We start from the raw sequence: 22721 nt of genomic DNA, 5'->3' as shown, positions 1-22721 counted from the left end.
GCAACACACTAATAACGTCAAACGTTACCATCCAGACACGGTATAATAACGCTCTTGACAATAAATCCGCAGTTAAAGGCTCGGCTGTTCCAGATAGGTCGTGTCATCCATACCCATACGCAACTCCCGAATGGTTTGCTTTTTCTCCGCAGCACTCCAGTTGGCGGCAGCGACCTGACGGTTCAAAGACTCCAGCAGCTTGTCCGGGTTGAAGTTGACGTACTGCAGCACCCGGGCGACGGTATCGCCACGTTGCAGGTAGCTAATTTCGACCTGTCCGGCCTCATTGAACTCAACATTCGCCGCGTCGGTATCACCAAACAGGTTGTGCAGATCACCGAGAATTTCCTGATAGGCGCCCACCAGGAAAAACCCCAGCAGCCCCTGGGTGGCTTCCATTGGCGGGTAGGGCAAGGTGGTTTCCAGACCTTCGCCATCCACATACTGATCTATACGACCATCCGAGTCACAGGTGATATCACGGATCACGCCACGGCGTGACGGGTACTTGTCGAGATCACGCAGTGGCAGGATCGGGAAGATCTGATCAATACCCCAGACATCCGGCAGGGACTGGAACAGCGAGAAATTGGCAAACAGTTTATCCGCCATCTGCTCATTCAGCTCATCCAGTATGGCACTGTGATGACGCTTGGCCGGATTCAGGCGCTGCATCAGATAAAGTGCCGTGGCCCGCATCATCTGCTCACCTGACGCACGATCCAGCAGGGTCAGATCACCATGGGTAAAGGCATGGTTGAGGTCCTGATTATGGGTAATCAGGTCATGATAGACCTCACTCAAACTGCGCTCACGACCCAGCGCATCCTGGTAGTTCTGCCAGATGCGCTGTAACAGCAGGTGGGCATCCTCATCAGGTGCTGACAGGCTGTGTACGACCTGTTGTTCAATACCGATAATGTTAGTGACCAGCACCGCATGATGAGCAGTCACTGCACGACCGGACTCACTGATCAGTTGGGGCTGCGGCAGATCATGCTCCAGTGCGACTTCCTTGAAGGCCTGCACCACCCGCTTGGCATACTCATCCAGGGTATAGTTCATCGAGCAGACACTGCGCGAGGCCGTGCCTTCGTAATCTATCCCTAAGCCACCGCCAACATCTGCCACATCAACGGGCATCCCCATCAGACGCAGCTGTGCATAAAAGCAGGCTGCTTCACGCAACCCGACCCGGATATCCTGAATATTGGCAATCTGACTGCCCAGATGAAAGTGCAACAGCTGGAAAGCCTGTATCTGGTCATGACTGCGCAGGATCTCGATGGTTTTCAGGATTTCGCTGGCCGACAGACCAAATTTGGATTTCAGGCCACCACTGTCTTGCCAGTTGCCTTTACCGACAGTCGATAAACGCGCACGCACACCAATTCGAGGCTGCACCTTCAGCTCAGCGGCGACACGCAATACATCGTTCAGTTCGCTGGATTTTTCCAGCACGATGTAGACTTTGTGCCCCAGACGCTCACCGGTTAGTGCCAGACGAATATAGTCTTCATCTTTATAGCCATTACAGATAATGGTCGACTTGCCTGGCTCTGACAGTGCCAGAACCGCCAGAAGTTCCGGCTTGCTACCCGCCTCCAGGCCGGTGTGTCCGTTTAAGACCTGACGCTGGCCGGATACAATTGCTTCAACCACCTCTCGTTGCTGGTTGACCTTGATGGGATAGACGCTGGTGAAACGGCCCTGATACTCCTCATGCTCAATCGCACGGGCAAAACTGTCGACCAGACTGGCGACTCGGTGACGCAGGATGTGAGGAAAACGAATCAGTACCGGCAGTTCCAGACCTCTTGCCTGAACCATTTGCAGAATTTCAGCAAAACTGACCTCAGCGCCAGAAACCGTATCACGCACAGTGGCATCACCCGCATCCGAGATGCCGAAATAACCAGCTCCCCAACGGGAGACATTGTAAAGGGCCAGGCTGTCCTGGGCATTCCAGTCCGTCATCGCTACTCCTGATTAATCTGTTTCGTCCACCAGACGGCGGCGCAGGCTTTCATTTTCAACCCGCAGTTTCTGGGCTTCCATACGGTGCTTGAAGATCTCTTCATAACGGGCTTCAAGCCGAGACTCCAACTCTGATATACGCGTCTTTTGCTCGCTGATGGTGGCTTCCATCTCATCCAGCTGGCTCTGCATCTGATCCAGGAACTGGTAACCACCCAAAGTACCCTCTTCTGCCTGATCCGCCCTGACCTGCCCCTGCAGCTCATTCACGATGTGACTGTAGAGCGCCTTGAGATCAGCGGCTTCACGTTCGGTATAGGTAATACGCTCTTCCATTGCCGTATGCGCACTGGCCGAACCAATCGAGCCTGCCAGCACATGCTCCAGCATGCGATGAAACTCCATCAGTTCAATAATGGTCAGGTAAGGTTTACCACTGACCTGAAGATCATCGGTGATACGCAATACCGCTTCTTCGGCTTTATCGGCACCCAGGTAACGCACCAGCAGATCATTCGCTTCAACGAGCTTGGGCTCCAGCGCAATATAGGCATCCAGACCTGTAGGCCGGGCCTTGCCGGCAATCTTGCCCCGCGACAACATGGCCGCCATAAACTCACGCGTCAGCGCCCGCTCATGTTTTTGAGGGTGATAGAACCAGGAACCCAGCAAGTAGAAAAGCACATTAAACAGCATGGACCAGAAGACGCTGTGTACCAGTGGCGGCAGGAAGTCGATTCCAAGAAAAGCTTCCGGACGTAACCAGGCGATACCAAAAGGCCCGGTAACCATGATGGATTCAGGCAACCAGCCCTCTGCAATCATCGAGGGGATGATCAGTGTCCAGCCCCACAGCAGATATCCGGCCAACAAACCGGTCATGGCTCCCATGCTGTTACCATGGCGCCAGAACATACCGATCAACACCGGTGGCGCCAGCTGCAGAATCGCCACAAAGGAGATCAGCCCCATGGCCGCAAGAATGTAGGAGTTACTCAACACCATTGCCAGGACATAGCTGGATGTCAGTATCAGTGCGGCAATAACCCAGCGGACTTGCAACAGGTAGCCCTGCAGCGGTTCAAGGAAACCGACCTTCTCGCACACGGGCAATACCAGATGGTTGGAGGTCATGGTTGCCAGTGTCATGGTGGAAATGATGATCATGCCGGTTGCCGCAGCAAAACCGCCGATAAATGCCAGCAGCGTCATCATGTCATGACCCAGATATTGCGGCACCTTGAGTACAAAGAAATCGGCTGATGCCAACGGCAACCCGAGCTTCAGGCCCGCTGCGGCGATCGGAATCACGAAGAGGTTAATCACCACCAGATAGAGCGGGAACATCCACATGGCGGTCTTGATATGGCGCTGATCACTGCTTTCAACCACACTGACATGAAACTGACGCGGCAGGAACTGAACAGCAGCAAAGCCCAGTACGATCAAGGTAGTCCACATCAGGCCTGAATGAGACGGCTGACGAAATTCGGTCAGGTAGAGCATCTCTTCATGACTGAGCGTTTCCATCAGACTACTCATATCGCCAAACACAGCACGCAGAATAAAGATGCCTACGACCACCAATGCCACCAGCTTTACCAGGCACTCAGCTACCAGCACGGCAATCATGCCACTGTGGCGCTCGGTCGGATCAAGTCGGCGAATACCAAACATGATGGTAAACACCAGCATCATCAGCATCACCAGCATGCCGGTCATATCCCAGGCTTCGCTTTCGTGGCTGCCCGTAATAATGCTGAAACTGCTGACGACAGCCGTCAGTTGCAGCGAGATATAAGGTGCGATACCACTCAGAGCGAGCAGTGTCACCAGCGCAGCAATACGCTGGGAGCGTCGATATCGGGTGGAGATAAAGTCAGCAATACTGGTGATACGGAAGACTTCCTTGACCGCGACCATGCGCCGCAGCGTTACCCACCAGAAAATCACACTGAGCAGGGCACCGATATAGATCCCCAGGAACAGCATACCGGAATGCACCGCAAAACCGACGCTGCCATAGAAGGTCCAGGAGGTAAAAAACACTGCCAGGGAAAGCGCATACACCCAACCGGGCATGACACTGCTGCTGCGATAACGGGTTCGCCGTTCCACCCAAAGCGCCAGACCAAACAATAGCAGCACATAAACCAGTATGATCAGGATAACGCTGTGGGCCGCAAACATCCCGCTTTCCTCGGCATGACAGAGGACAGCTCGCTGCCCTCTGCATTGACTCGTTAGTTATAGATGCTCTTCAGCATATTCCGCCAGGCGTGAACGGAACACACCTTCGAAGTGAACGCTGGCAGAGCCCTCAAAATCGCGGAAGCGCTCAACTATATAGGTTAAACCGGATGTCAGTGGCGTCAGATAATTGGAGTCGATCTGAGCCAGGTTACCCATACATATAATTTTAGTGCCCTTACCGCAGCGCGTGATTATAGTTTTAAGTTGCTGTGGTGTCAGGTTTTGTGACTCATCAATTAACACAACAGCTTTCTGGATACTGCGTCCGCGGATAAAGTTCAGCGACTTGAACTGCAGATTGGCTTTTTCCAGTGCATACTTGACGCTGCTCTGTGGACGTTCATCCTGCTCATGCATCGCTTCCAGGTTGTCACTGATGGCACTCATCCAGGGCGTCATCTTTTCTTCTTCGGTGCCAGGCAGGAAGCCGATATCTTCAGCTACCGGTGGCGTTGAACGTGTGACAATGATTTTGTTGTACTGCCCTTGTTCGATCACCATTTCCAGTGCACAGGCAAGGGCGATCAGCGTTTTACCGGAACCGGCAGAACCCAGGAAAATACTCAGATCCAGATCCTGATCAAGCATCGACTGCATGGCAAACGCCTGCTGAATATTGATCGGCGAAATACCCCAGCAGCACTGATCCATCAGATGCTGATAACCCAGATCCAGCAAGGTGACACTGGTCTCATCAATGGCTACGGTACGTGCTGCAAAATCCTGGGTTGAGTCATAGAGGTACTCGTTCATCCAGGTATTGGGCAACAGCGCACGACTGACCTTGTGATAGGTTTTGCCGTCACGCTGAAAACTCTCAACATGTTCCACCTGCTCCCAGAAAGGTGTTTCAAGACAGGTGTAGCCGGTTGGCAAGAGCTCAACATCCGACACCAACTGGTCTGTACGGTAATCTTCAACCCGCTTGAGGCCCGCACCCATCGCCTTGAGGCGCATATTGATATCTTTGGTGACCAGTACTACCTGACGGTGCGGAAAGGTGGCCTGCAGATGCAAGGCACAGTTAATGATCTTGTTGTCTTTGTTGCGCTCATCCGGCAAAAAGCCCGCACGAGTGGTCAGCTCATGGTCCGGAAAAATGCTCAGGCGTCCCAGCTTTTCATCACGATCCTTGCCTGGCAGCAGGATACGTACCCCTTTAGTAATCTGCTCGGGATTGGTCGCTGTACTGAGGATATCATCAATAGAGCGAATCGCGTGCCTGGCTTCCTGAGACACGTGTTTTTTGCGGTCCTTGATATCATCCAGCTCTTCCAGGACTGTCATCGGAATGGTGATGTCCTGCTCTTTGAACTCATAAAGGCACTTGGGATCATGCAGCAGAACGTTAGTGTCGAGGATATACAGGCGTGAGGCTTTTGAGGCATTCATCTGCGTTTTTCCTTTGCGGAGACGTTTCCTTCAAACTAGCCGATCCGCTCTCGATTCACAACCACCCGAAGGCGGCAATGACATCATTTTTCAGCTTTTTTTTCCTGATCACAGGGTACAGAACAACCACATTTAGGCGGCACTGGATCATAACCACCTTCACGCAGGGGATGGCATCGGAGCACACGGCGAATGCCCAGGTACAAGCCCTTTAACGGACCGTGAACCTGGATGGCTTCAATCATGTACGCCGAACAGGTCGGCTCGTAACGACAACTCGGGGGCAACATCGGGCTAATGAAGTATTGATAAAACTTCACCAGCAAAATCAGCACACGACCCAATTGTCGACGTAACCAGGACATCAGCATCTCCGAATATAAAACACGCCAGTGTAGCGGATCCACATCGATTTTAACATTGGGGTGGTCATTGGCGGCTCAATCCGTACAATGAGTCAGTTTCCAGATAAGCAAACGCGAGTTTAACCATGAAAAAGCTACTCAGTCTGTCTCTTCTGCTGGCCCTCTCTGTACCGCTTCAGGCCCAGGAAACTGCACATATCGCTGATGACGTCTATGTCTTTACTCACGGCGGCCCAGGCAATCAATACCGTATCAATGGACGCGTCAACAGTGGCGAGCCGGTCACAGTGCTGAGTCGTCAGAACCAGTATATACAGATACGCACCGAATCAGGCCGGACCAGCTGGGTACCTGCTGAGTTTGTTGCCACTGGAGAAAGCAAGCTCAGCCAGCTCCCGGAGCTGGAAGAGGCACTGGAAAGCAGTCAGACGCGCATTGCCAGCCAGGACCAGGAGATTGCCCGACTGAATGATCAGTTAGCAGCTGTTTCCGGTAATAATGCCGAGTACATTGATCAGGTCGAAGGCCTGCAGCAACAGATACGCCAGCTGGAGTCAGAGATTGCCAATATGGATCAGAGCAATCTGATCCGTTGGCTGACACATGGCGGACTGGTTGCTTTGGGCGGCGTATTGCTCGGTTTACTGGTACCTTACATGCCGAAGCGGCGCAAGCGTCGGGATGACTGGTTCTGATCAGCACTTTAAAGGACGGTTTTGTAACCAGCGGGTGAGGGTTTCTTCTGGCTGAGGCCGGCTGAAATAATAACCCTGCCCCTGATCACATCCCATACGCTGCAGCAGATCCAACTGTTGCGGCGTTTCAACACCTTCAGCAATGACTTCAAGATCCATGGCATGCGCCATGGCTACCATGGCTTCGACCAGCCGCCGATCTTTTTCAGATGTTTCAATGTTACGGATAAAGCTGAGATCAATTTTCAGCTGACTCAACGCCAGAGTACGCACATAGTTCAGGCTGGAATAGCCCGTCCCAAAGTCATCAATCGCCACCGACACTCCAAGTCTCAACAGTTCACTGATGGCTGAGCGGGTTTTTTCGGCTGAATGCATAAAACTGGTCTCAGTCAGCTCAATACTGAAATACTGCGGTTCCAGAGCATAGCGATTCAGCAGCCCGATCACACGCCCGGCAACGTTACCACGCTGAAACTGTCGAGCGGAGACATTTACACCGACATTGATTGACAACCCTGCCTGCTTCCAGGCGACAGCCTGCTGAATGGCAGCTTCCATCACCCAGTCACCAATTGTATCAATCAAGCCCATATCTTCAGCCAGAGGAATAAAATCTGACGGTGAGACTTCGCCCAGCTCTGAGCTGAACCAGCGCAACAACGCTTCAACACCGGTGACCTGTCCTGTTTTCAGGCAAACCTTGGGCTGATAGAAGAGCTGAAACTCCTGTTTTTCCAAAGCACCCTGCAGCAGGCTGGTCAGCTGAAAACGGGAGCGTGTTTGCTGATCCAGCTCGGAAGAGAAAAAATGATAGCTGTTGCGCCCCAGTTTTTTCGCTTCGTGCATCGCTGCATCGGCACAACGCAGCAAGCCTTCTGCCTCGTGAGCATCAACGGGGAAAAGCGCAATGCCGATACTGGCAGTCAGGCGTACTTCAGTATCTTTAACCAGTACCGGCGCGGAAATCACTTTGGTCAAACGGTCCAGAAAAGCAGGTAATTGATCCGTACTACCTAGTCCGGTCATGATGATACTGAATTCATCACCACCCGGACGAGCCGCTGTATCCGCATCGCCCAACGCCTCTTCCAGGCGACGGGCAATTTCTCTGAGAACCAGATCACCTTCAGTTTGCCCAAAGCGGTCATTAATTGTCTTGAACCAGTCCAGATCAAGGTTTACCAGTGCCACGATATCGTCATGATCTGCAGCATACGCCAGTGCATTATGAAGTCGATCAATAAACAAACGACGATTGGCGAGATGCGTGACCTCGTCAAAATAGGACATTTTATTGATACGTGCTTCGGAACGCTTGATCTCCGTCAGATCATGGAAAATGGCCGCATACTGAATAACCTCGCCCTGCTCACTCTCGATTGCGGTAATACTGAGCCACTCAGGGTACACACGGCCACTTTTGTTACGATTCCAGATCTCCCCCTGCCAACGCCCTTTACGACGCAGCTGATCCCACATTTTGTCGTAGAACGCCTTATCATGACGTCCAGAGCTGAGAATATTGGGATTGGAACCGATCACCTCCCAGTCCTGATAGCCGGTAATCTGGGTGAATGCGGGGTTAACACTCTGAATATTACCCTCGGCATTACAGATGACGATTCCTTCCATTGAGGAATCAATCACCTTTTCAATGATACGCAGATGGTTACGGGTTTCATTCAGACGGTAGCTGCGGTCATTCAGCAGCTCACGCAGGCGGAAGATGTAATCCAGTTCGACGTTTCGCAGAATATCGGAATAGGAAGCGAGTCCGATAACCTCCTGAGCATCATTCAATACTCCCAGATGACGGAAACCATGCTTGCGAAAGTGACGACGGGCATTAAACAGACTGATGGTACCCGGTACACTGATCAGTTTTTTGAAGGAAAAATCATACAGAGGCTTATCCAGACTCTCCGGCACACTGGCCAGCAAACGGATGATATCGGTTTCGGTGATGATTTTGAGCTCGCCATTCAATCCTTCGATCATGGCAGCAGTATGCCCCGCTGCACGGATACGTTCTACAGCCAGCCGCAAACTGCAGTCTTCAGGAAAGCGCAATGGATTATGGCTGCAGACATCATAGACGGAGCGCATGAACAGATCATGCTCCAGACCATGACTGTTGACGATATCGCTCTCACTCACCACGCCAATCAAGCGCCCTTGCTGATCCACTACCACGGCGTGACGAATACGCCCGGACATCAGTTCGATACCCAGCTCATCAATACTGGCATCAGGTGTAATGGTGATCAGAGGCGCCGACATGGCCTGCTTCACCTGTAACGGTTCACCCTGAGGACCGGGCACAACGCGCATGGCATCACGACGGGTCAAAATACCCACCGGATGCTGATCATTACAAACGATGACTGATCCTATGTTATAGTCCGCCATGAGACGAATGGCACTGGCCACTGTTTCATGCTGCTGACAGGTCACCACATCCTGGCGACATATATCCATGACCTTGAGCGCGTCTGAACGCTGTAACTGATTATTCATGGATACCAATACGGATGACCTTATGCTGAAATTACGAATATATAGCGGGAAGACAGTTACATTTTAGCAGTTAATATTAAAACACACCAATACCCCAAAGACTCCTGATACGACAATCATCGAGCATACGCCGTCACTGTAAATGTTTGCGACCACGCCCAATTCACGGATTGCCGCATTCAAACAAGTATGACAAGATCGGCTCAACGGAAAACAACTGTTTAACGGAAGTTCACTATGCCCTCTTCACTCACCGATCTAACCGCCCTGGTCGAGACAATAGCCCGTACACAGGACCCGGAAGCCATGATGGATACCATCGTGGAACGGCTGAGTGAACTGATGGATGCAGATGTCTGCAGCCTCTATCTGTGCAACCCGCAGCAGGACACGCTGATTCTGGCAGCCACCCGTGGCCTGGCCAGCAATGCTGTCGGCCAGGTCCGTCTGAGCCTGAATGAAGGGCTGGTTGGCCATATTGCTGCCAGCCTCAGCACCCTGAATATTGCCGATGCTCCTTCCGATGATCGTTTCGTCTATATACCGGAAACACATGAGCAATCCTATCGAAGCTTCATGGGTGTACCGCTGATTTATCTGCGCAAGCTGGTCGGGGTACTGGTGGTGCAGGATCGTGACCAGGACCGCTACAGTGATGAAGAAGAGGCCTTCCTGATCACCGTCGCGTCTCAGCTGGCAGGTACCCTGCATCTGCTGCAACGCAGTGGCAGCTGGATGCAACCTGAGGTACTACCGTATAAACGTTTTTCCGGTATCCGCAGTGCTGGTGGCATCGGTATCGGTCGGCTATGGGTGATCGATCCACATATGACACTGGATCAGGTCACCCCGGGTATCAACAGTGACCCTGTTGAAGAAAAAGCCGAGTTTCGTGAAGCCATTGAATGGCTTGCTAAAGACCTGGAAAGCCGTTCAGGTAAAATGGGCCATCATCTGCCGGGTGATTTGAATGCATTGTTCGGGGTCTACCAAATGATGCTGAAGAGCCCGGAACTGGTCAACGGGGTGGATGCACGGATTGACCAGGGCGATAGTGCTCCCTGGGCGCTGCGCCAGGTGATTGAACAGATGGCACAGATATTTGCTGAATCAGATGACCCTTATCTGAAAGCACGCAGTGAAGATATCACCAATATAGGTCAACGTCTGCTCAATGAACTGTTACAGCATGAGCGCCAGGTCATTGAAACACCTGATGAACCACTGGTGTTAACCGGCGAACTGGTCAACATTACTGATCTGGCGGAATTCCCGTTACAGCGTATCCATGGCATTGTCTGTACTTCTGGCTCAGCACTCTCGCATACTTCTATTCTGGCCAATGCGCTGGGGATACCTGCGGTCATGGGTGTAGAGGGTCTGGACCCGGACCGCTATCGTGGACAACGTATTATCGTCGATGGTAACCGGGGGGAATGTACCATCAACCCGCCCGAGGTACTGTGCCGCGAATACCGTCGCATGATTGCTGATGAAAAGCGCTTCATCCAGGGCCTGGAGCGCCTGCGCAATGAGCCGGCTGAAAGTCTGGATGGTTTTCGTGTACGCCTGCTGACCAATACAGGTCTGCTGGCTGATGCGACTCCAGGCCTGGAGCGCGGTGCCGAGGGTGTGGGGCTGTATCGCTCTGAGATTCCGTTTATGGTCCATCAGAGCTTTCCGACGGAAGAAGAGCAACTGCGTATCTACCAGAAGGTACTTGCAGCCTATGTACCTCACCCGGTTTCCATGAGAACGCTGGATATCGGCGGAGACAAGCAACTCCCCTATTTTGAAATGAGTGAGCAGAACCCTTACCTGGGCTGGCGAGGCATACGTTTCACACTGGATAATACGCAACTGCTGGTTACTCAGATTCGCGCCATGCTGCGTGCGGATATCGGCAACGGCAACCTGCAAGTACTGGTTCCAATGGTCAGCCGTGTGGATGAGGTTTCCAGCTTCCGTGGTCATATGGAAAAAGCGGTTGCCGATCTGCGCAAAGAAGGCCATCCGGTCCGCATGCCGCAGATTGGCATGATGATCGAAGTCCCCTCGGCAATGCTGCTGCTACCCAAGCTGGCGCCCTGGGTCGATTTCGTCTCTATCGGCTCGAATGACCTGACACAGTACCTGTTGGCGGTGGATCGCAACAACCCCCGCGTCTCTGCTCTGTTTGATCATCTTCATCCGGCCGTCCTGCATGCTCTGATGAATATCCAACAACAATGCCAGACTCTCAATCTGCCGGTTTCAGTATGTGGAGAGATGGCTTCAGATCCGGTTGCTGTACTGGTTTTAATGGCTTTGGGGTATAACAGCATCAGCTTAAGTGCTTATAATATACCTCGTATCAAACTGCTGATTCGATCAGTTGAGCGCCAAGCGCTACTTCCCCTGCTTGAACAGGCTCAGGCCTGTAGCCATGAAGAAGAGATACGCGCACTGTTTCAACCCCTGGTTGAACAGGCACTGAGCAAGCCGGCTGCAACAACACAATCCGAAAACGCCGATGATCAACAGGGATAAAAAAGGCTACCCTTTCAGGGTAGCCTTAAAGTGTATAGCTGAGTTGAAATGATGAAGAGACCCGATATATTCCTGCTCGGGTAAACAGTAAAACGCGTTTCAACTGAACGAGAGCTGAACAAAACTGAATCAGGCGAAAACCCACCGAAAGAGTGTTGCAATCTGCTGGTGGTCCGGTATAACTGACACTAACCAATTGTTTCGAGTCTAACACGATGGAATTGCAAGAACTTCTGATACTGGTGATCGAACCATCGCGCATGCAGCGCAATATCATTACCGGTCATCTGCGTTCTCTGGGTATTCAGGAAATTGAAGAGTTCAATGAGGCGGGTGAAGCGCTTGAGCGCATGCAAACCATCACACCCGACATTGTGATGTCTGCAATGCACCTGCCTGATATGACAGGCTCGGAGCTGGTCGGAGAGATGCGCAAATCACCGGGCCTCGATGAAGTGGTGTTTTTTCTGATCTCTTCAGAAACAATGTACCGTTATCTTGAACCCATACGCCAGTCTGGTGCCGCCACGATTCTACCCAAACCCTTTGACCCTGAAGAGCTCCACAAAGCCCTGATCAGCGCCGTGGAATATGTGGAAGACAGTCATCATCAGGACGATGAACCCGATGCCACCTTTGAAGACCTCTGGGTATTGATCGTGGATGACAGCAAAATGTCACGCCGCTACCTGGCTCGAATCCTGACATCTCTGGGTGTGATGAACTTTCGTGAAGCCAAAGACGGCGCAGAAGCGCTGCAGATTTTGAAAAATCAGCGTTTCGATCTGGTGATTACCGATTTCAATATGCCTAACATTGACGGGCTGGAGCTGGTACAACATATACGCCAGTACAGTGATCAACCGACGGTGCCAGTATTGGTTGTCACCTCCGAACAGGACGATCAGCCTTTGGCTGCATTTGAAAAACAGGGTGTCACAGCCATCTGTCGCAAGCCCTTGTCTTACCACTCACTGAAACAACTCTTACACCACCTGATCAGCGATCAGCACTGAATAAAGAAGAGGGCTGTCACACACTTGCATGACAGCCCTCTTCTTCAGTAATCAGCTTTTACTGTCATCCGGCAGACTTGTCATCCAGCAAACAACGAGGCTCAAAGCCCATAATCAATGCACCCCAATGTTTGCCATTGATATAGAGCGGGATTGACAGGTCATTGAGTATTTCACCTGTATCACGAATGTAGGTTTGCAACAGGAAAGCATTCTGGTGCGAACAACGTCGACGTTCCTGACGATTGGACTTGAAGAAGCGACGATGGCGACTCTTGACCAGATCCACTGACAAGTCCCCCGTCAGAGCCTGACTGACTTTAGCGTGGTGTGCAGGCGCATAACCATTACGGTCCACCGCAATCGCGTAGATAAACTCCGGACGTTCAGTAATAAAGCGATCGAACATGGGCCGTAACAACCGCTCAAATGCCTCAACATAGCTGACATTAAACTTCTCCGGTTCCTGACCCGGATTTGTCCGCTGATAGTTCTGATCGAACAGGTTAATTCCCTGCTCATCCAGTTGCTGCATACATTGCATGATCTCTTTGGACCAGGCAAAACCGGTACGGGTCATATTTTCAAATCCGCCACGACCAATCTGGAAATGTGACAGGAGCTCCTGGGTGGTTTCAGTCGCTTTTTCAAGATCGCCCGAATATTCTTTGGAGCGATCCATATCCTGCTTCATCTGTACAGACAACTCAGTGATTTTACAGACATGATCATGTGATTCGCGGTTGGTATAGGACAGCTCCTCGATGGCGGCAGATATCCCGGTCAACTGCTGGTTAATGTCTTCAAAATCGGAAACCAGCTTCACAAACTGATGACTGGTGGAATCGATAAAGCTTTCAGTATTTTCAATATACTCCAGAATCGTCACAGCACTGCTGTGGGTATTACTGACCAGGGAGGACATTTCACTGATATTGGTATCAATCTGGGTGGTCGCCACACTCACTTTTTGCGACAGATTGCGAACCTCATCAGCCACCACGGCAAAGCCCCGGCCCGCCTCACCTGCACGGGCCGCCTCAATAGAAGCATTCAGTGCCAGCAAATTGGTCTGATCTGAGAAATCCTTGACCATCGACAGGATATTCATGACATTGCCGGAGTTTTCACTCAGCTTCTGCACTGTTTCCTGAAAGCGGGTAGCCAATTCACGGACCGAGCGCACCTGTGCCAATACTTTGTTCAGCTCTTCACTGGAGCTGCGTATTTCCTGCATATTGGCACCCGTCTGATTACTGATCATCTGGGTGTTACCCGCAATCTCATCAATCGCCTGAGACGCCTGAGAGCTGGACTGGAATACCATCTGCGCCTGCTCTTCCTGCAGCCTGGAAGCTTCTCCGGATTCAATAACAGTTTTTTGCAGACGTGTGGAACTCAAGGATACGCTGACCGAATGACGTCGCGTTTCTTCAATCATGGCACGCAACTGATCGGTAAAATCATTATAGCTACGGGCCATGTCCGAAATTTCATCGTAAGTGTAGGCTGGCAAGGTAGCAGAAATATCGCCCTCTTTTTCGCGGATAGCGCGCAGCACCTCGGTAATTTCCCGGATCGGCCTCAGAAACAGATGGCGCATGAAAAAGATGGTAAACACACCGGCCAGCAACGCCAGCGTAATCGTGGCACTGGCGGCAAAGACCAAGGCATCTAACCCGGATAACAATTGTTGCTCGGTACTGCCTGACAGATCCAGTGACAAAATCATCTGCTTCAGGTCACCGGCATAATAACCACCGACACCGATCAGCACGACATGAGGGATCAGCAAAAACAGCACATTCCCGGTAATTTTCCGGGTCAATGAATTGAAAAAGGTTTTTTCAATAGTGGTATAAAGGCTCATCGTCATCTCTTATCGTTATTCTAATGTTGCCCCTACTATAAAACAGAAACTCCCGGCCAACCACTGGCTACCTTACGACCTTAGCCCAACACCTCGCCAGAAAGACCCTAACAACAAATTCAAACAGAGTTATGATTTTAAGCGTGTTTCTGCCTGACGCATGGCTGCCAGAAGTCGCTGACGGGCCTGAGCATCCGTCGAGGGCGCATAATGGAGCTGTTCATACGCCTCGGCCACCGGCTGCAGGATCTCCGCCAGCGCTGGAGAGTGAGCAGCCACACGGGCCACAAACCGGTTAAGGGTTTCATCCGGCTGCCGCTGAAAGCCCTGCCGTGCCACGCGCTGCAACAGACGTTGCAAGTGACGCTGTAACGGATCCTGAGGCTGAGGCCACCGCAATAGCCGCCAGGCCAACCAGCCCAGCACCAGAGCGCCAGGCACAAGTAGCGCCAGCACCATTTTCCAGGGCGTAATGCCCCCCAGCCAATCCTGTAACAGATTCTGTTGCTGATGATGGTAATTCAACACCCAGCGCTGCCAGGCAAAATTCAGTGCGTCGTAGCGCATACGGGCCTGCAATAACCAGCCCTGACGGATCAGACGTCTTGCGGACAAGGGTGAGTCGGCAAGAAAACCTGCCTGGCCACTGAACAGCTGGTCCGCACTCATCTCGATCCGCTCAGGTGCAACCGCTGCAGTTGGATCCAGACGCTGCCACCCCTGACCTTCTATCCAGACCTCTACCCAGGCATGCGCATCATATTGACGTAGCGTCAGATAACGTTGGGTGGTATTCCACTCACCACCCTGATAACCGGTCACGACACGTGCAGGAATGTCGGCCGCCCTCAGCATAAAGGCTGTTGCACTGGCAAAGTGTTCACAAAAGCCTTGCCGGGTATCAAACAGAAACTCATCAACACTGTGTTCTCCCAGCGCCATGGGCTCCAGGGTATAGACAAAACTGGCATGGAAATATGCCAGTATCTGATCGATCAAAGTCACAACATCGCCCTGGCTCTCATTCAGCCAGGTACTCACCAGCTCACGACTGCGCGGGTTGCCACGGGAAGGCAACTGAGTGTAGGCACGCCGTTCGGCTTGGCTTAGTTGCGTGGCTAACTGATAAGCAGGCGCGGAAGTCAGTGAATACTGAATACGCTGGGACACTTCATTGGCTGACACCAGGGTACGCGGCATGGTCAGCTGCGCCTGAGGCGGAGCTGCAAGAGGTACATCCAGTGCATACAGCCAGCGCTGACGACTGGGCTCCTGAACTATCTCATAGGTCAGCGTTTCACCCTGAACATCCAGCACCTCAGCGCCTCGGGCAGATGATGATCCCACCGTCCAGCTGCGCCCATCAAAAGCCGACAGTACCAGTACCCGCCAATAGCGTAATGACGGCGCCGGTGGTTCACCTTCAAACACGGCCCGGAAAGCCAGTTCATCTGAACGGGTCAGGCGACTGATATCCCCAGGCGCCATACTGTCGGACAAACCGGTACGTGCCGCTGAACGATCCAGCTCAACAGACCATAGCGGTCCGATTCGGGGAAACAGGAAAAACAGCACCAGCATCAATGGCAGCGCGGGTAACAGCATGCGCGAAGCCAGTTTCAGCGGACGCAGCATCTCTTCACGCAACGGGTCTTGCCAGACACTGACCAGCGCGGCAATGACCGCCAACACAGCGACACACATATACACAGCCATCAACAGGCTCTGTTCAAACAGGAACACTGTTGCCGCTACAAACAGCGCGACATACAGCAACACCAGTGCATCGCGTCGACGGTAGATTTCCAGCAATTTCAGCGCCAGCCCGACCGTTAACAGTGCGACCATGGCATTCAGACTGGCGTCCCGGTTAAAGCTGACTAACAGACCGGCGGCAGCTGCCACCACCAGCAACAGCCTCAGACTCCAGTGCGGAAAAGACCAGCGTCCGGTATGAATCATCACGCGGGCAGCGATACAGCCCGCACCCAGTAACAAAACCCAGGCAGGCAACCACACCACATTCGGCAGCACAACCGCCACACAGGCAATCAACTGCCACAACACCGCCGAGCGACTCAACTTATCGACCGGCTTGACCGATACCTGTTTCATGAGTTCACCTGACCATAGAGTGCCAGCGCTTGCAACACTTGCTGACGGTGATAGTCGCCACGTGCCGGCGGCCAGGTTTGGTCAGGTAAACGCAAGCCGTAGCAACGATCTTCCCGACTCAACTTTAACGCCCAATAACACAACCAGGACAGGCGCAACTCAGTCTCCGCCTCAGGCCAGGCACTGAAATCCAGCCAGATATCCAGATCCTGTCGTGCGGCATATTGCTTGGCATGCAAACCCTGCCCACGGGCATAGACTTTCCAGGCAATATGCTGCGGTGACATTCCCGGCTGAAAGCGCTTCAAATCACTGAAGTCATCGCTGCCACTTTGCACAACCAGCCCGCCCTGCCCGGTATTCCCCGCTGTTGAGGGTAAAGAAACTCCGTTTAGCGGTGCAGGATATACCAAGGCACGCGCCATCACCGGCTGATAGCACCAGCTCCTGAATAAGCCCAGCGGGAAAACAGTCTGCAACTTTACTCTCGGCGGCGTACACCAGCCCCGGCGCTGCGTCGGCAGCGCCAGCTCCACCTGAACCGGGTTTTGCTCCACCAGATCCACGGTGATCGGTAAGCTGCCTGGCCAGCTGAGCTGAATCTGCTGATGCTCCCGCCCTGTGTCACTGCCAAGCTGCAGCGTAAACCCCGCTGCCTCACCGGCAAAACAGGGCTGGCCAGTAGCGCGCACCAGCCTGACGCCGGCGAGATTACTGTAGGTATACAGAATCGCCACGACCATCAAGGCCGCCAGCAGAAAGGTCAATGCAAAGGTCAGGTTGTTTTCAAAGTTGATCGACAGTAGCAGCAGCAACACCAGCAGCAGTACAAACCCCCAGCCTGCAGCGGTCGGCAAAATGTAAATTTTGCCCTCGCGCTGCAATGACAACCCGGCTGGCCAGCTGATCATCCACTGGCCATCACATCAACACGGGACAGCAGCTCACTGACCAGACGCGCGGAGGTGTGTCCAGCCATATCTTCAGCTGCCCGTATCCGGTGACCCACGACCGGTTCGAGAACACGCTGCACATCTTCAGGCACAACATGCTGACGCTCGTGCAACCAGGCCCAGCTGCGTGCACAGCGCAACAACGCCAGCGCGCCCCTGGGAGACACGCCATAACTGAAGCCATCGCCTTCACGGGTATACTGAACTAGCCGCTGAACGTAGTGAATCAGGTCACTTGAGGCATGCACCTGCTGACACGCCTGTTGCGCTTCCCGCAGTTTTTCAGGCGATAACACCGCAGGCAGACGCTGACGACGGGAAAGCGTATCACCACGCATTAGCAAGGTACGCTCTGCCTCAGGGCTGGGATAGCCCAGATTGATACGCATCAGAAAGCGGTCCAACTGGGATTCAGGCAGGGGAAAGGTACCGAATTGCGTCAGTGGGTTTTGTGTCGCGATCACAAAGAAAGGATCCGGTAACTGACGGGTTTCTCCATCCTGGGTGACCTGGCCCTCCTCCATCGCCTCCAGAAGGGCACTCTGTGTTTTCGGTGTCGTACGGTTGATTTCATCCGCCAACAGCAATTGAGTGAATACCGGTCCCGGATGAAATACGAAAGCACCACTGGGCGCATCAAAGACAGACACGCCGAGGATATCAGCGGGCAGCATATCACTGGTGAACTGTATACGACTGTCTGCCAGGCCAAATACCGATGCCAGCGCGTGTGCCAGCGTTGTTTTGCCCATGCCCGGCAGATCTTCAATTAGCAGGTGACCACCGGAGAGCAGGCAGGTCACCGCCAGGCGCACCTGCTGAGCCTTGCCCAGTATGACCTGATCGAGTTGTTCGCAGGCCTGCTGTACCTGTTTTGCCAGCGTATCAGCCATCCCGTCTCCTATACTTATCGGCTTGATTATGAAGACAGTATCATCTGTGCCAAGGCAGTGCCACTTTGCCAGGCTCCATCAACACCGCCACCTGCTAACCAGTCACCGCAGACACCCACGGCACGATCCCCATCCCAGACTGCCTGTGTCGTTTCGACACTGTTCACATCGCAATACAGCCAACGGTGGGCACGATAACCCAACACTTTGACAGGATCTCCTGTCAAAGCCACCCAGGAGGCCACCAGTTCATGCATGACTGTTTCACCGCTCAGACTCAAATAAGCTTCGCTCCATTCCTGACTGGCTTGCAGCGTCCAGATCTCCCCGGCACGTCCGGGCTTGCTGCTTTCTCTCAAGATGCGCTTAAACTCCGGGTGCTGTCCCTCGATCAGATCAATCTGCGCCAGGGACTCGGGGCGCTGCTCCAATGCCAGCGCCAATACCCAGGCTGGCCGGAGTGATATCGCAGCGGCTCTCGCCTGACAGGATTGCAGCGCATCCAGCAATGGCACTGCCTGAGGTGCCGGTGTGGCGATCACCACTTTATCAAAATGCCCCAGTACCTCGGCATGTTCATCACGCAGCAGTACACCCTGGCGATCCGGCCAGACAACACTGACACGCGTCTCGGTATGCAGCGTCACTCCAGCACTTAACAGACGGGTTAATACGCTGGATCGTGGCACACCCACCCAAAGCTCTCTGGCTGGATCTACCCGTGGTGCCTGCAGGGTAAAATCAGTCTGACTCGGCTGCCAGCACTGCGCTGAATCAGGATGCTGACTTAACCATTGCTGCAGCGACGCCTGCCGGGTTTCAATAAATGGCACACCCAGGTCTGTTGTCAGATCGCCCAGGCGTGAAGAAGCCAAACGTCCACCGGTACCACGACTTTTCTCAAACACACTGACTGCGTATCCGGCCTCAGCCAGTAACGCGGCACAACGCAATCCGGCCAGCCCTGCTCCAATGACCGCAAGCGTTGGTCCGGATTTGATTTGATTCGACATTCACTCTTTCTCCGTTAAATAAGGATGTTCTTCCATAAAACCCTACCTGAGTTACGCATAGATGAAGAAATCCGATGAATGGTTCCCCATCCATAAAAAATTCTGATCCTAAAGCTGTAAGGTTGCAAGGTGGCCAGTGGATAGTTAGCATGAGCACCTTAATTAAACAGGAGAGCACTATGCAGATCGATCAGAATACCGTCGTTTCCATCCATTACACGCTGACTAATACGGAAGGAAACGTGATGGACAGCTCTGTTGGACAGCAGCCGCTGGCCTACCTGCATGGTGCCAGCAATATCATTCCTGGCCTGGAAAACGCACTGACTGGCAAAGCTGTTGGCGACACACTGCAGGTAACTGTAGAGCCTGAGCAGGCCTATGGCGAAGTACGTGATGAAATGATCCAGTCCGTTGACCGTGCCAATTTCAGTGGTGTGGATGAAATCGAAATCGGCATGCAGTTTATGGCTCAGACGCCTTGGGGTGAGCAGCCTGTGACTGTTGTCGGCGTCGAAGGTGACAGCATCACGCTGGATGGTAACCATCCGCTGGCTGGCCAGGTACTGACATTTGATGTCGAAATCGTTGAAGTACGTGCTGCTACCGACGCTGAAATTGAAGCGGGTACGCCTCAGTAAGCAGTTGTTGTAACGCTCTGTGAGCCATCTGCCTCACAGAGCGTTATCAAAACCGCTCAGCTATATGCTTTAGTGATATGTCTGTTCGTATTTCTTGCGAATTGCAACCAGTGCGGGCTGAATATCCAGGGGCGCATAGCGCATCGCCTGCTCAAACAAAGCCGCATTTTCTTCAGAGAGCCGCTCTTCTTCACTCATCTGCTTCAGTTTACGCATCGCTTCCATGAACTTGGGGTGAGGTGATGATTGACTCATGGCGGACCTCCTTGGGTCTTGTGGCAGCCTCAGAGTGCTGCCAGTGGATTCTCTGTCCAGGGTGGCTGGAAAAATGATTCTAGCACGCCAGGATCGACAGTTTCGACCTTCTTGAAACGCCACTTGGGTGTTTTATCTTTATCGATGAGCAATGCCCGCACCCCTTCGACAAACTCACCCTGACGGCAACACTGCGATGCCAGCTGCATTTCCGCTTGAAATACCGCTTTCAGTGACAGCTGACGCGTGCGTTTAAGCTGTTCAGCAATCAGACAAACAGATAAAGGGCTACCGGCCAGCAGGGTTTCACGTGCTTTTAGCAACCAGGGGTCTTCAGTTTCCAGTGCGACCAAACGCTCGACAAAGTCAGCAATCTGATCACCTGACAGCAGAGTCTCAAACAGATCTTGATAGGTCTGTATCGGAGTCAGCATATCGGCAAAGGCAGGCTGAGCGCTCTGCGCAAGCCCCTCCAGTACCTGGGTGATCACGGCAGCATTATCACCCTGATTCCACAGACCGGACAGGAGTCCGGACAGGAGTTCAGGACGCTGATCAAGCGTCAATGCATAGTCTGCCAACCCCAGCCAGCAAGCATCCCGCGCACTGACCTGACTAGCGGTTAACCCCATAAACAGGCCGGTTTGGCCCGGTAAACGGTTCAGAAAGTAACTGGCACCGACATCCGGGAATAACCCGATGGTGACTTCCGGCATGGCAAGGCGAGAGGTCTCGGTCACCACGCGATGACTGCAGCCATTCATCAGCCCCAAACCACCGCCCATCACATAGCCACTGGCCCAGCAGACAATCGGCTTGGGATAGGTCTGAAGGCGATAATCCAGTCGATATTCCTGCGCAAAGTAGCGGTCTGTCGCATCGAAATCTCCGGCATCGATCATGCGCCAGGCCGCAACCACATCCCCTCCGGCACAAAAAGCCTTGTCACCGGCACCACTCAACAACAGCGCCACCACTCTGGGGTTTTCCTGCCATTGATCGAGTTGTGGATTAATCAGCTGAATCATCTCATGCGACAGCGCATTCAGGGTTCGCGGGGCATTAAGACAGATTTCACCGATAAGATGCCCGTCCAGTGTTTCATGTTCCTGGAAGATCACTGAGGTCATAACAACTCCTGAGAATTAACGCACTGCGCCCTGTTGCCGCGCCAGAGACTGAGTCTCTTCACCCTGTCGTTCTGAACCCACCAGCCAATTTTGCAGATGAGGTTCAAGCAACTGAATCATCATGTCGATATGATCCGGATCGGCATTGAGCGCCGGAATATAGGCATAGGATTCGCCACCGTTTTCCATGAAGTACTCACGGTTTTCCTGACCTATCTCTTCAATGGTTTCGAGACAGTCGGAGGAGAAACCAGGGCAGACCACCTGGATCGATTTGACACCTTTGGCAGGCAAGGCCTTCAGGGTTTCATCGGTGTAGGGCTGCAACCATTCCTCACGCCCGAAACGGGACTGAAAAGTTGTCAGATATTGATCTGCAGACAGGCCCAGCTTCTCTGCCAGTAGACGAGAGGTTTTGTGACACTCACAGAAGTAAGGATCACCTTCCAGCAGATAGCGCTTGGGCACACCGTGATAGGAAAAAATCAGCTTGTCTGGGACACCAGCATCCTGCTGAAATGCTCGTATCTTATTGGCCAGCGCATCGATATAGGGATCAAAATCATGATAATGGCTGATGAAGTTAAGATCCGGCAACCAGCGGCGACGGGTAAAGTCTGCCGCCAGCGCATCAAATGTTGAGGCTGACGTGGCACCGGAGTACTGCGGATACAAAGGCAGCACCACCAGCTTGCGCACCCCGCCCTGCTGAAGCTTTTCCAGTACGCTGTGCATGGACGGGTTACCATAGCGCATGGCAAATTCAACCTGTACCCGGTCACCATAACGGTCCGCAAAATAGGCTTTTAACGCCTTGCACTGATTCCGCGTATGGATCAGCAACGGTGAACCTTCATCAGTCCACACCTCACGATAAGCCGCCGCTGACTTGGCCGGGCGGACATTCAGAATGATACCATTCAAAATGAACCACCAGATCGGCCGGGGCACTTCAACAACGCGAGGATCAGACAAAAACTCTTTCAGGTAGCGACGCAACGCCGGTGTTGTCGGCTCATCCGGCGTACCCAGATTGGTGATCAGCACACCAATACGATCCGCCTGAGCATGACTGAAATCCTTCACGCCATTAAAACGCATCGT

The 22721-nt window shown here is 52.9% G+C and carries 17 protein-coding genes; 4 read left to right on the top strand and 13 right to left on the bottom strand.

Annotated features, from left to right (window positions below; genetic code table 11):
- Positions 1–72 precede the first annotated feature (72 nt).
- The 4 genes from speA to yidD all read right to left on the bottom strand — a co-directional run bounded on the left by speA (position 73) and on the right by yidD (position 5987).
- Positions 73–1977 (bottom strand): biosynthetic arginine decarboxylase, encoded by a 1905-nt coding sequence (gene speA / locus ADINL_RS03235; RefSeq protein WP_036543888.1) that lies wholly within the window; start codon positions 1975–1977, stop codon positions 73–75.
- 12 nt (positions 1978–1989) lie between these two features.
- Entirely contained in the window at positions 1990–4167 is a 2178-nt protein-coding gene (locus tag ADINL_RS03230) for a solute carrier 5/6 family protein (RefSeq protein WP_036543887.1), read from the bottom strand.
- A 57-nt stretch (positions 4168–4224) separates the two neighbouring features.
- Complete coding sequence (locus tag ADINL_RS03225; RefSeq protein WP_036543886.1) at positions 4225–5622, bottom strand: PhoH family protein; 1398 nt, start codon at positions 5620–5622, stop codon at positions 4225–4227.
- A gap of 83 nt (positions 5623–5705) precedes the next feature.
- Entirely contained in the window at positions 5706–5987 is a 282-nt protein-coding gene (gene yidD / locus ADINL_RS03220; RefSeq protein WP_084154368.1) for a membrane protein insertion efficiency factor YidD, read from the bottom strand.
- Between the two features lie 125 nt (positions 5988–6112).
- On the opposite strand from yidD, the gene ADINL_RS03215 reads away from it, so the two are divergent.
- Positions 6113–6682, top strand: a complete 570-nt coding sequence (locus ADINL_RS03215; RefSeq protein ID WP_036543885.1) for a TIGR04211 family SH3 domain-containing protein — start codon at positions 6113–6115, stop codon at positions 6680–6682.
- Here the strand turns inward: ADINL_RS03215 and ADINL_RS03210 are convergent, their stop codons facing one another.
- Complete coding sequence (locus ADINL_RS03210) at positions 6683–9202, bottom strand: EAL domain-containing protein (RefSeq protein ID WP_051632512.1); 2520 nt, start codon at positions 9200–9202, stop codon at positions 6683–6685.
- A 237-nt stretch (positions 9203–9439) separates the two neighbouring features.
- Between ADINL_RS03210 and ptsP the strand changes: the two genes are divergently transcribed.
- Positions 9440–11731 (top strand): phosphoenolpyruvate--protein phosphotransferase, encoded by a 2292-nt coding sequence (ptsP, locus tag ADINL_RS03205; protein WP_051632511.1) that lies wholly within the window; start codon positions 9440–9442, stop codon positions 11729–11731.
- A 215-nt stretch (positions 11732–11946) separates the two neighbouring features.
- Positions 11947–12747: a response regulator gene (locus ADINL_RS03200; RefSeq protein ID WP_036543881.1), complete on the top strand. Its 801-nt coding sequence runs from the start codon at positions 11947–11949 to the stop codon at positions 12745–12747.
- A 64-nt stretch (positions 12748–12811) separates the two neighbouring features.
- Here the strand turns inward: ADINL_RS03200 and ADINL_RS03195 are convergent, their stop codons facing one another.
- From ADINL_RS03195 to ADINL_RS03175, 5 genes are all read right to left on the bottom strand, one after another.
- Positions 12812–14617, bottom strand: a complete 1806-nt coding sequence (locus ADINL_RS03195) for a methyl-accepting chemotaxis protein (protein WP_036543879.1) — start codon at positions 14615–14617, stop codon at positions 12812–12814.
- 129 nt (positions 14618–14746) lie between these two features.
- On the bottom strand, positions 14747–16732 hold the full coding sequence (locus tag ADINL_RS03190; RefSeq protein ID WP_051632510.1) for a transglutaminase TgpA family protein: 1986 nt from the start codon (positions 16730–16732) through the stop codon (positions 14747–14749).
- The gene (locus ADINL_RS03185; protein WP_051632509.1) at positions 16729–17643 is read right to left on the bottom strand and encodes a DUF58 domain-containing protein; all 915 of its coding nucleotides are present in this window, start codon (positions 17641–17643) and stop codon (positions 16729–16731) included. The genes ADINL_RS03190 and ADINL_RS03185 overlap by 4 nt, the downstream gene beginning before the upstream one ends.
- A complete protein-coding gene (locus ADINL_RS03180; protein WP_051632508.1) occupies positions 17640–18578 on the bottom strand; it encodes an AAA family ATPase in 939 nt (312 codons plus the stop codon). The genes ADINL_RS03185 and ADINL_RS03180 overlap by 4 nt, the downstream gene beginning before the upstream one ends.
- A gap of 26 nt (positions 18579–18604) precedes the next feature.
- Entirely contained in the window at positions 18605–19591 is a 987-nt protein-coding gene (locus ADINL_RS03175) for an NAD(P)/FAD-dependent oxidoreductase (protein WP_036543877.1), read from the bottom strand.
- A 179-nt stretch (positions 19592–19770) separates the two neighbouring features.
- Here ADINL_RS03175 and ADINL_RS03170 point away from each other — a divergent pair, with 179 nt between their 5' ends.
- Complete coding sequence (locus ADINL_RS03170) at positions 19771–20232, top strand: FKBP-type peptidyl-prolyl cis-trans isomerase (RefSeq protein ID WP_036543875.1); 462 nt, start codon at positions 19771–19773, stop codon at positions 20230–20232.
- Positions 20233–20301: 69 nt separating this feature from the next.
- On the opposite strand, the gene ADINL_RS03165 is transcribed toward ADINL_RS03170, so the two are convergent.
- Genes ADINL_RS03165 through hemH form a run of 3 tightly spaced genes read right to left on the bottom strand, consistent with a single transcriptional unit; the run spans position 20302 to position 22718 of the window.
- Positions 20302–20487 carry a hypothetical protein gene (locus ADINL_RS03165; protein ID WP_036543872.1) on the bottom strand — a complete coding sequence of 62 codons (186 nt, stop codon included), beginning with the start codon at positions 20485–20487 and terminating at the stop codon, positions 20302–20304.
- A 29-nt stretch (positions 20488–20516) separates the two neighbouring features.
- Entirely contained in the window at positions 20517–21617 is a 1101-nt protein-coding gene (locus ADINL_RS03160; RefSeq protein WP_036543870.1) for an enoyl-CoA hydratase/isomerase family protein, read from the bottom strand.
- 15 nt (positions 21618–21632) lie between these two features.
- Positions 21633–22718, bottom strand: a complete 1086-nt coding sequence (gene hemH / locus ADINL_RS03155) for a ferrochelatase (RefSeq protein WP_036543868.1) — start codon at positions 22716–22718, stop codon at positions 21633–21635.
- Positions 22719–22721: the final 3 nt, after the last annotated feature.

The sequence above is a fragment of the Nitrincola lacisaponensis genome, from assembly GCF_000691225.1.
GTDB lineage: Bacteria > Pseudomonadota > Gammaproteobacteria > Pseudomonadales > Balneatricaceae > Nitrincola > Nitrincola lacisaponensis.
Note: the sequence above shows the minus strand (reverse complement) of the source record. Positions and strands in the feature narration are given on the sequence as shown.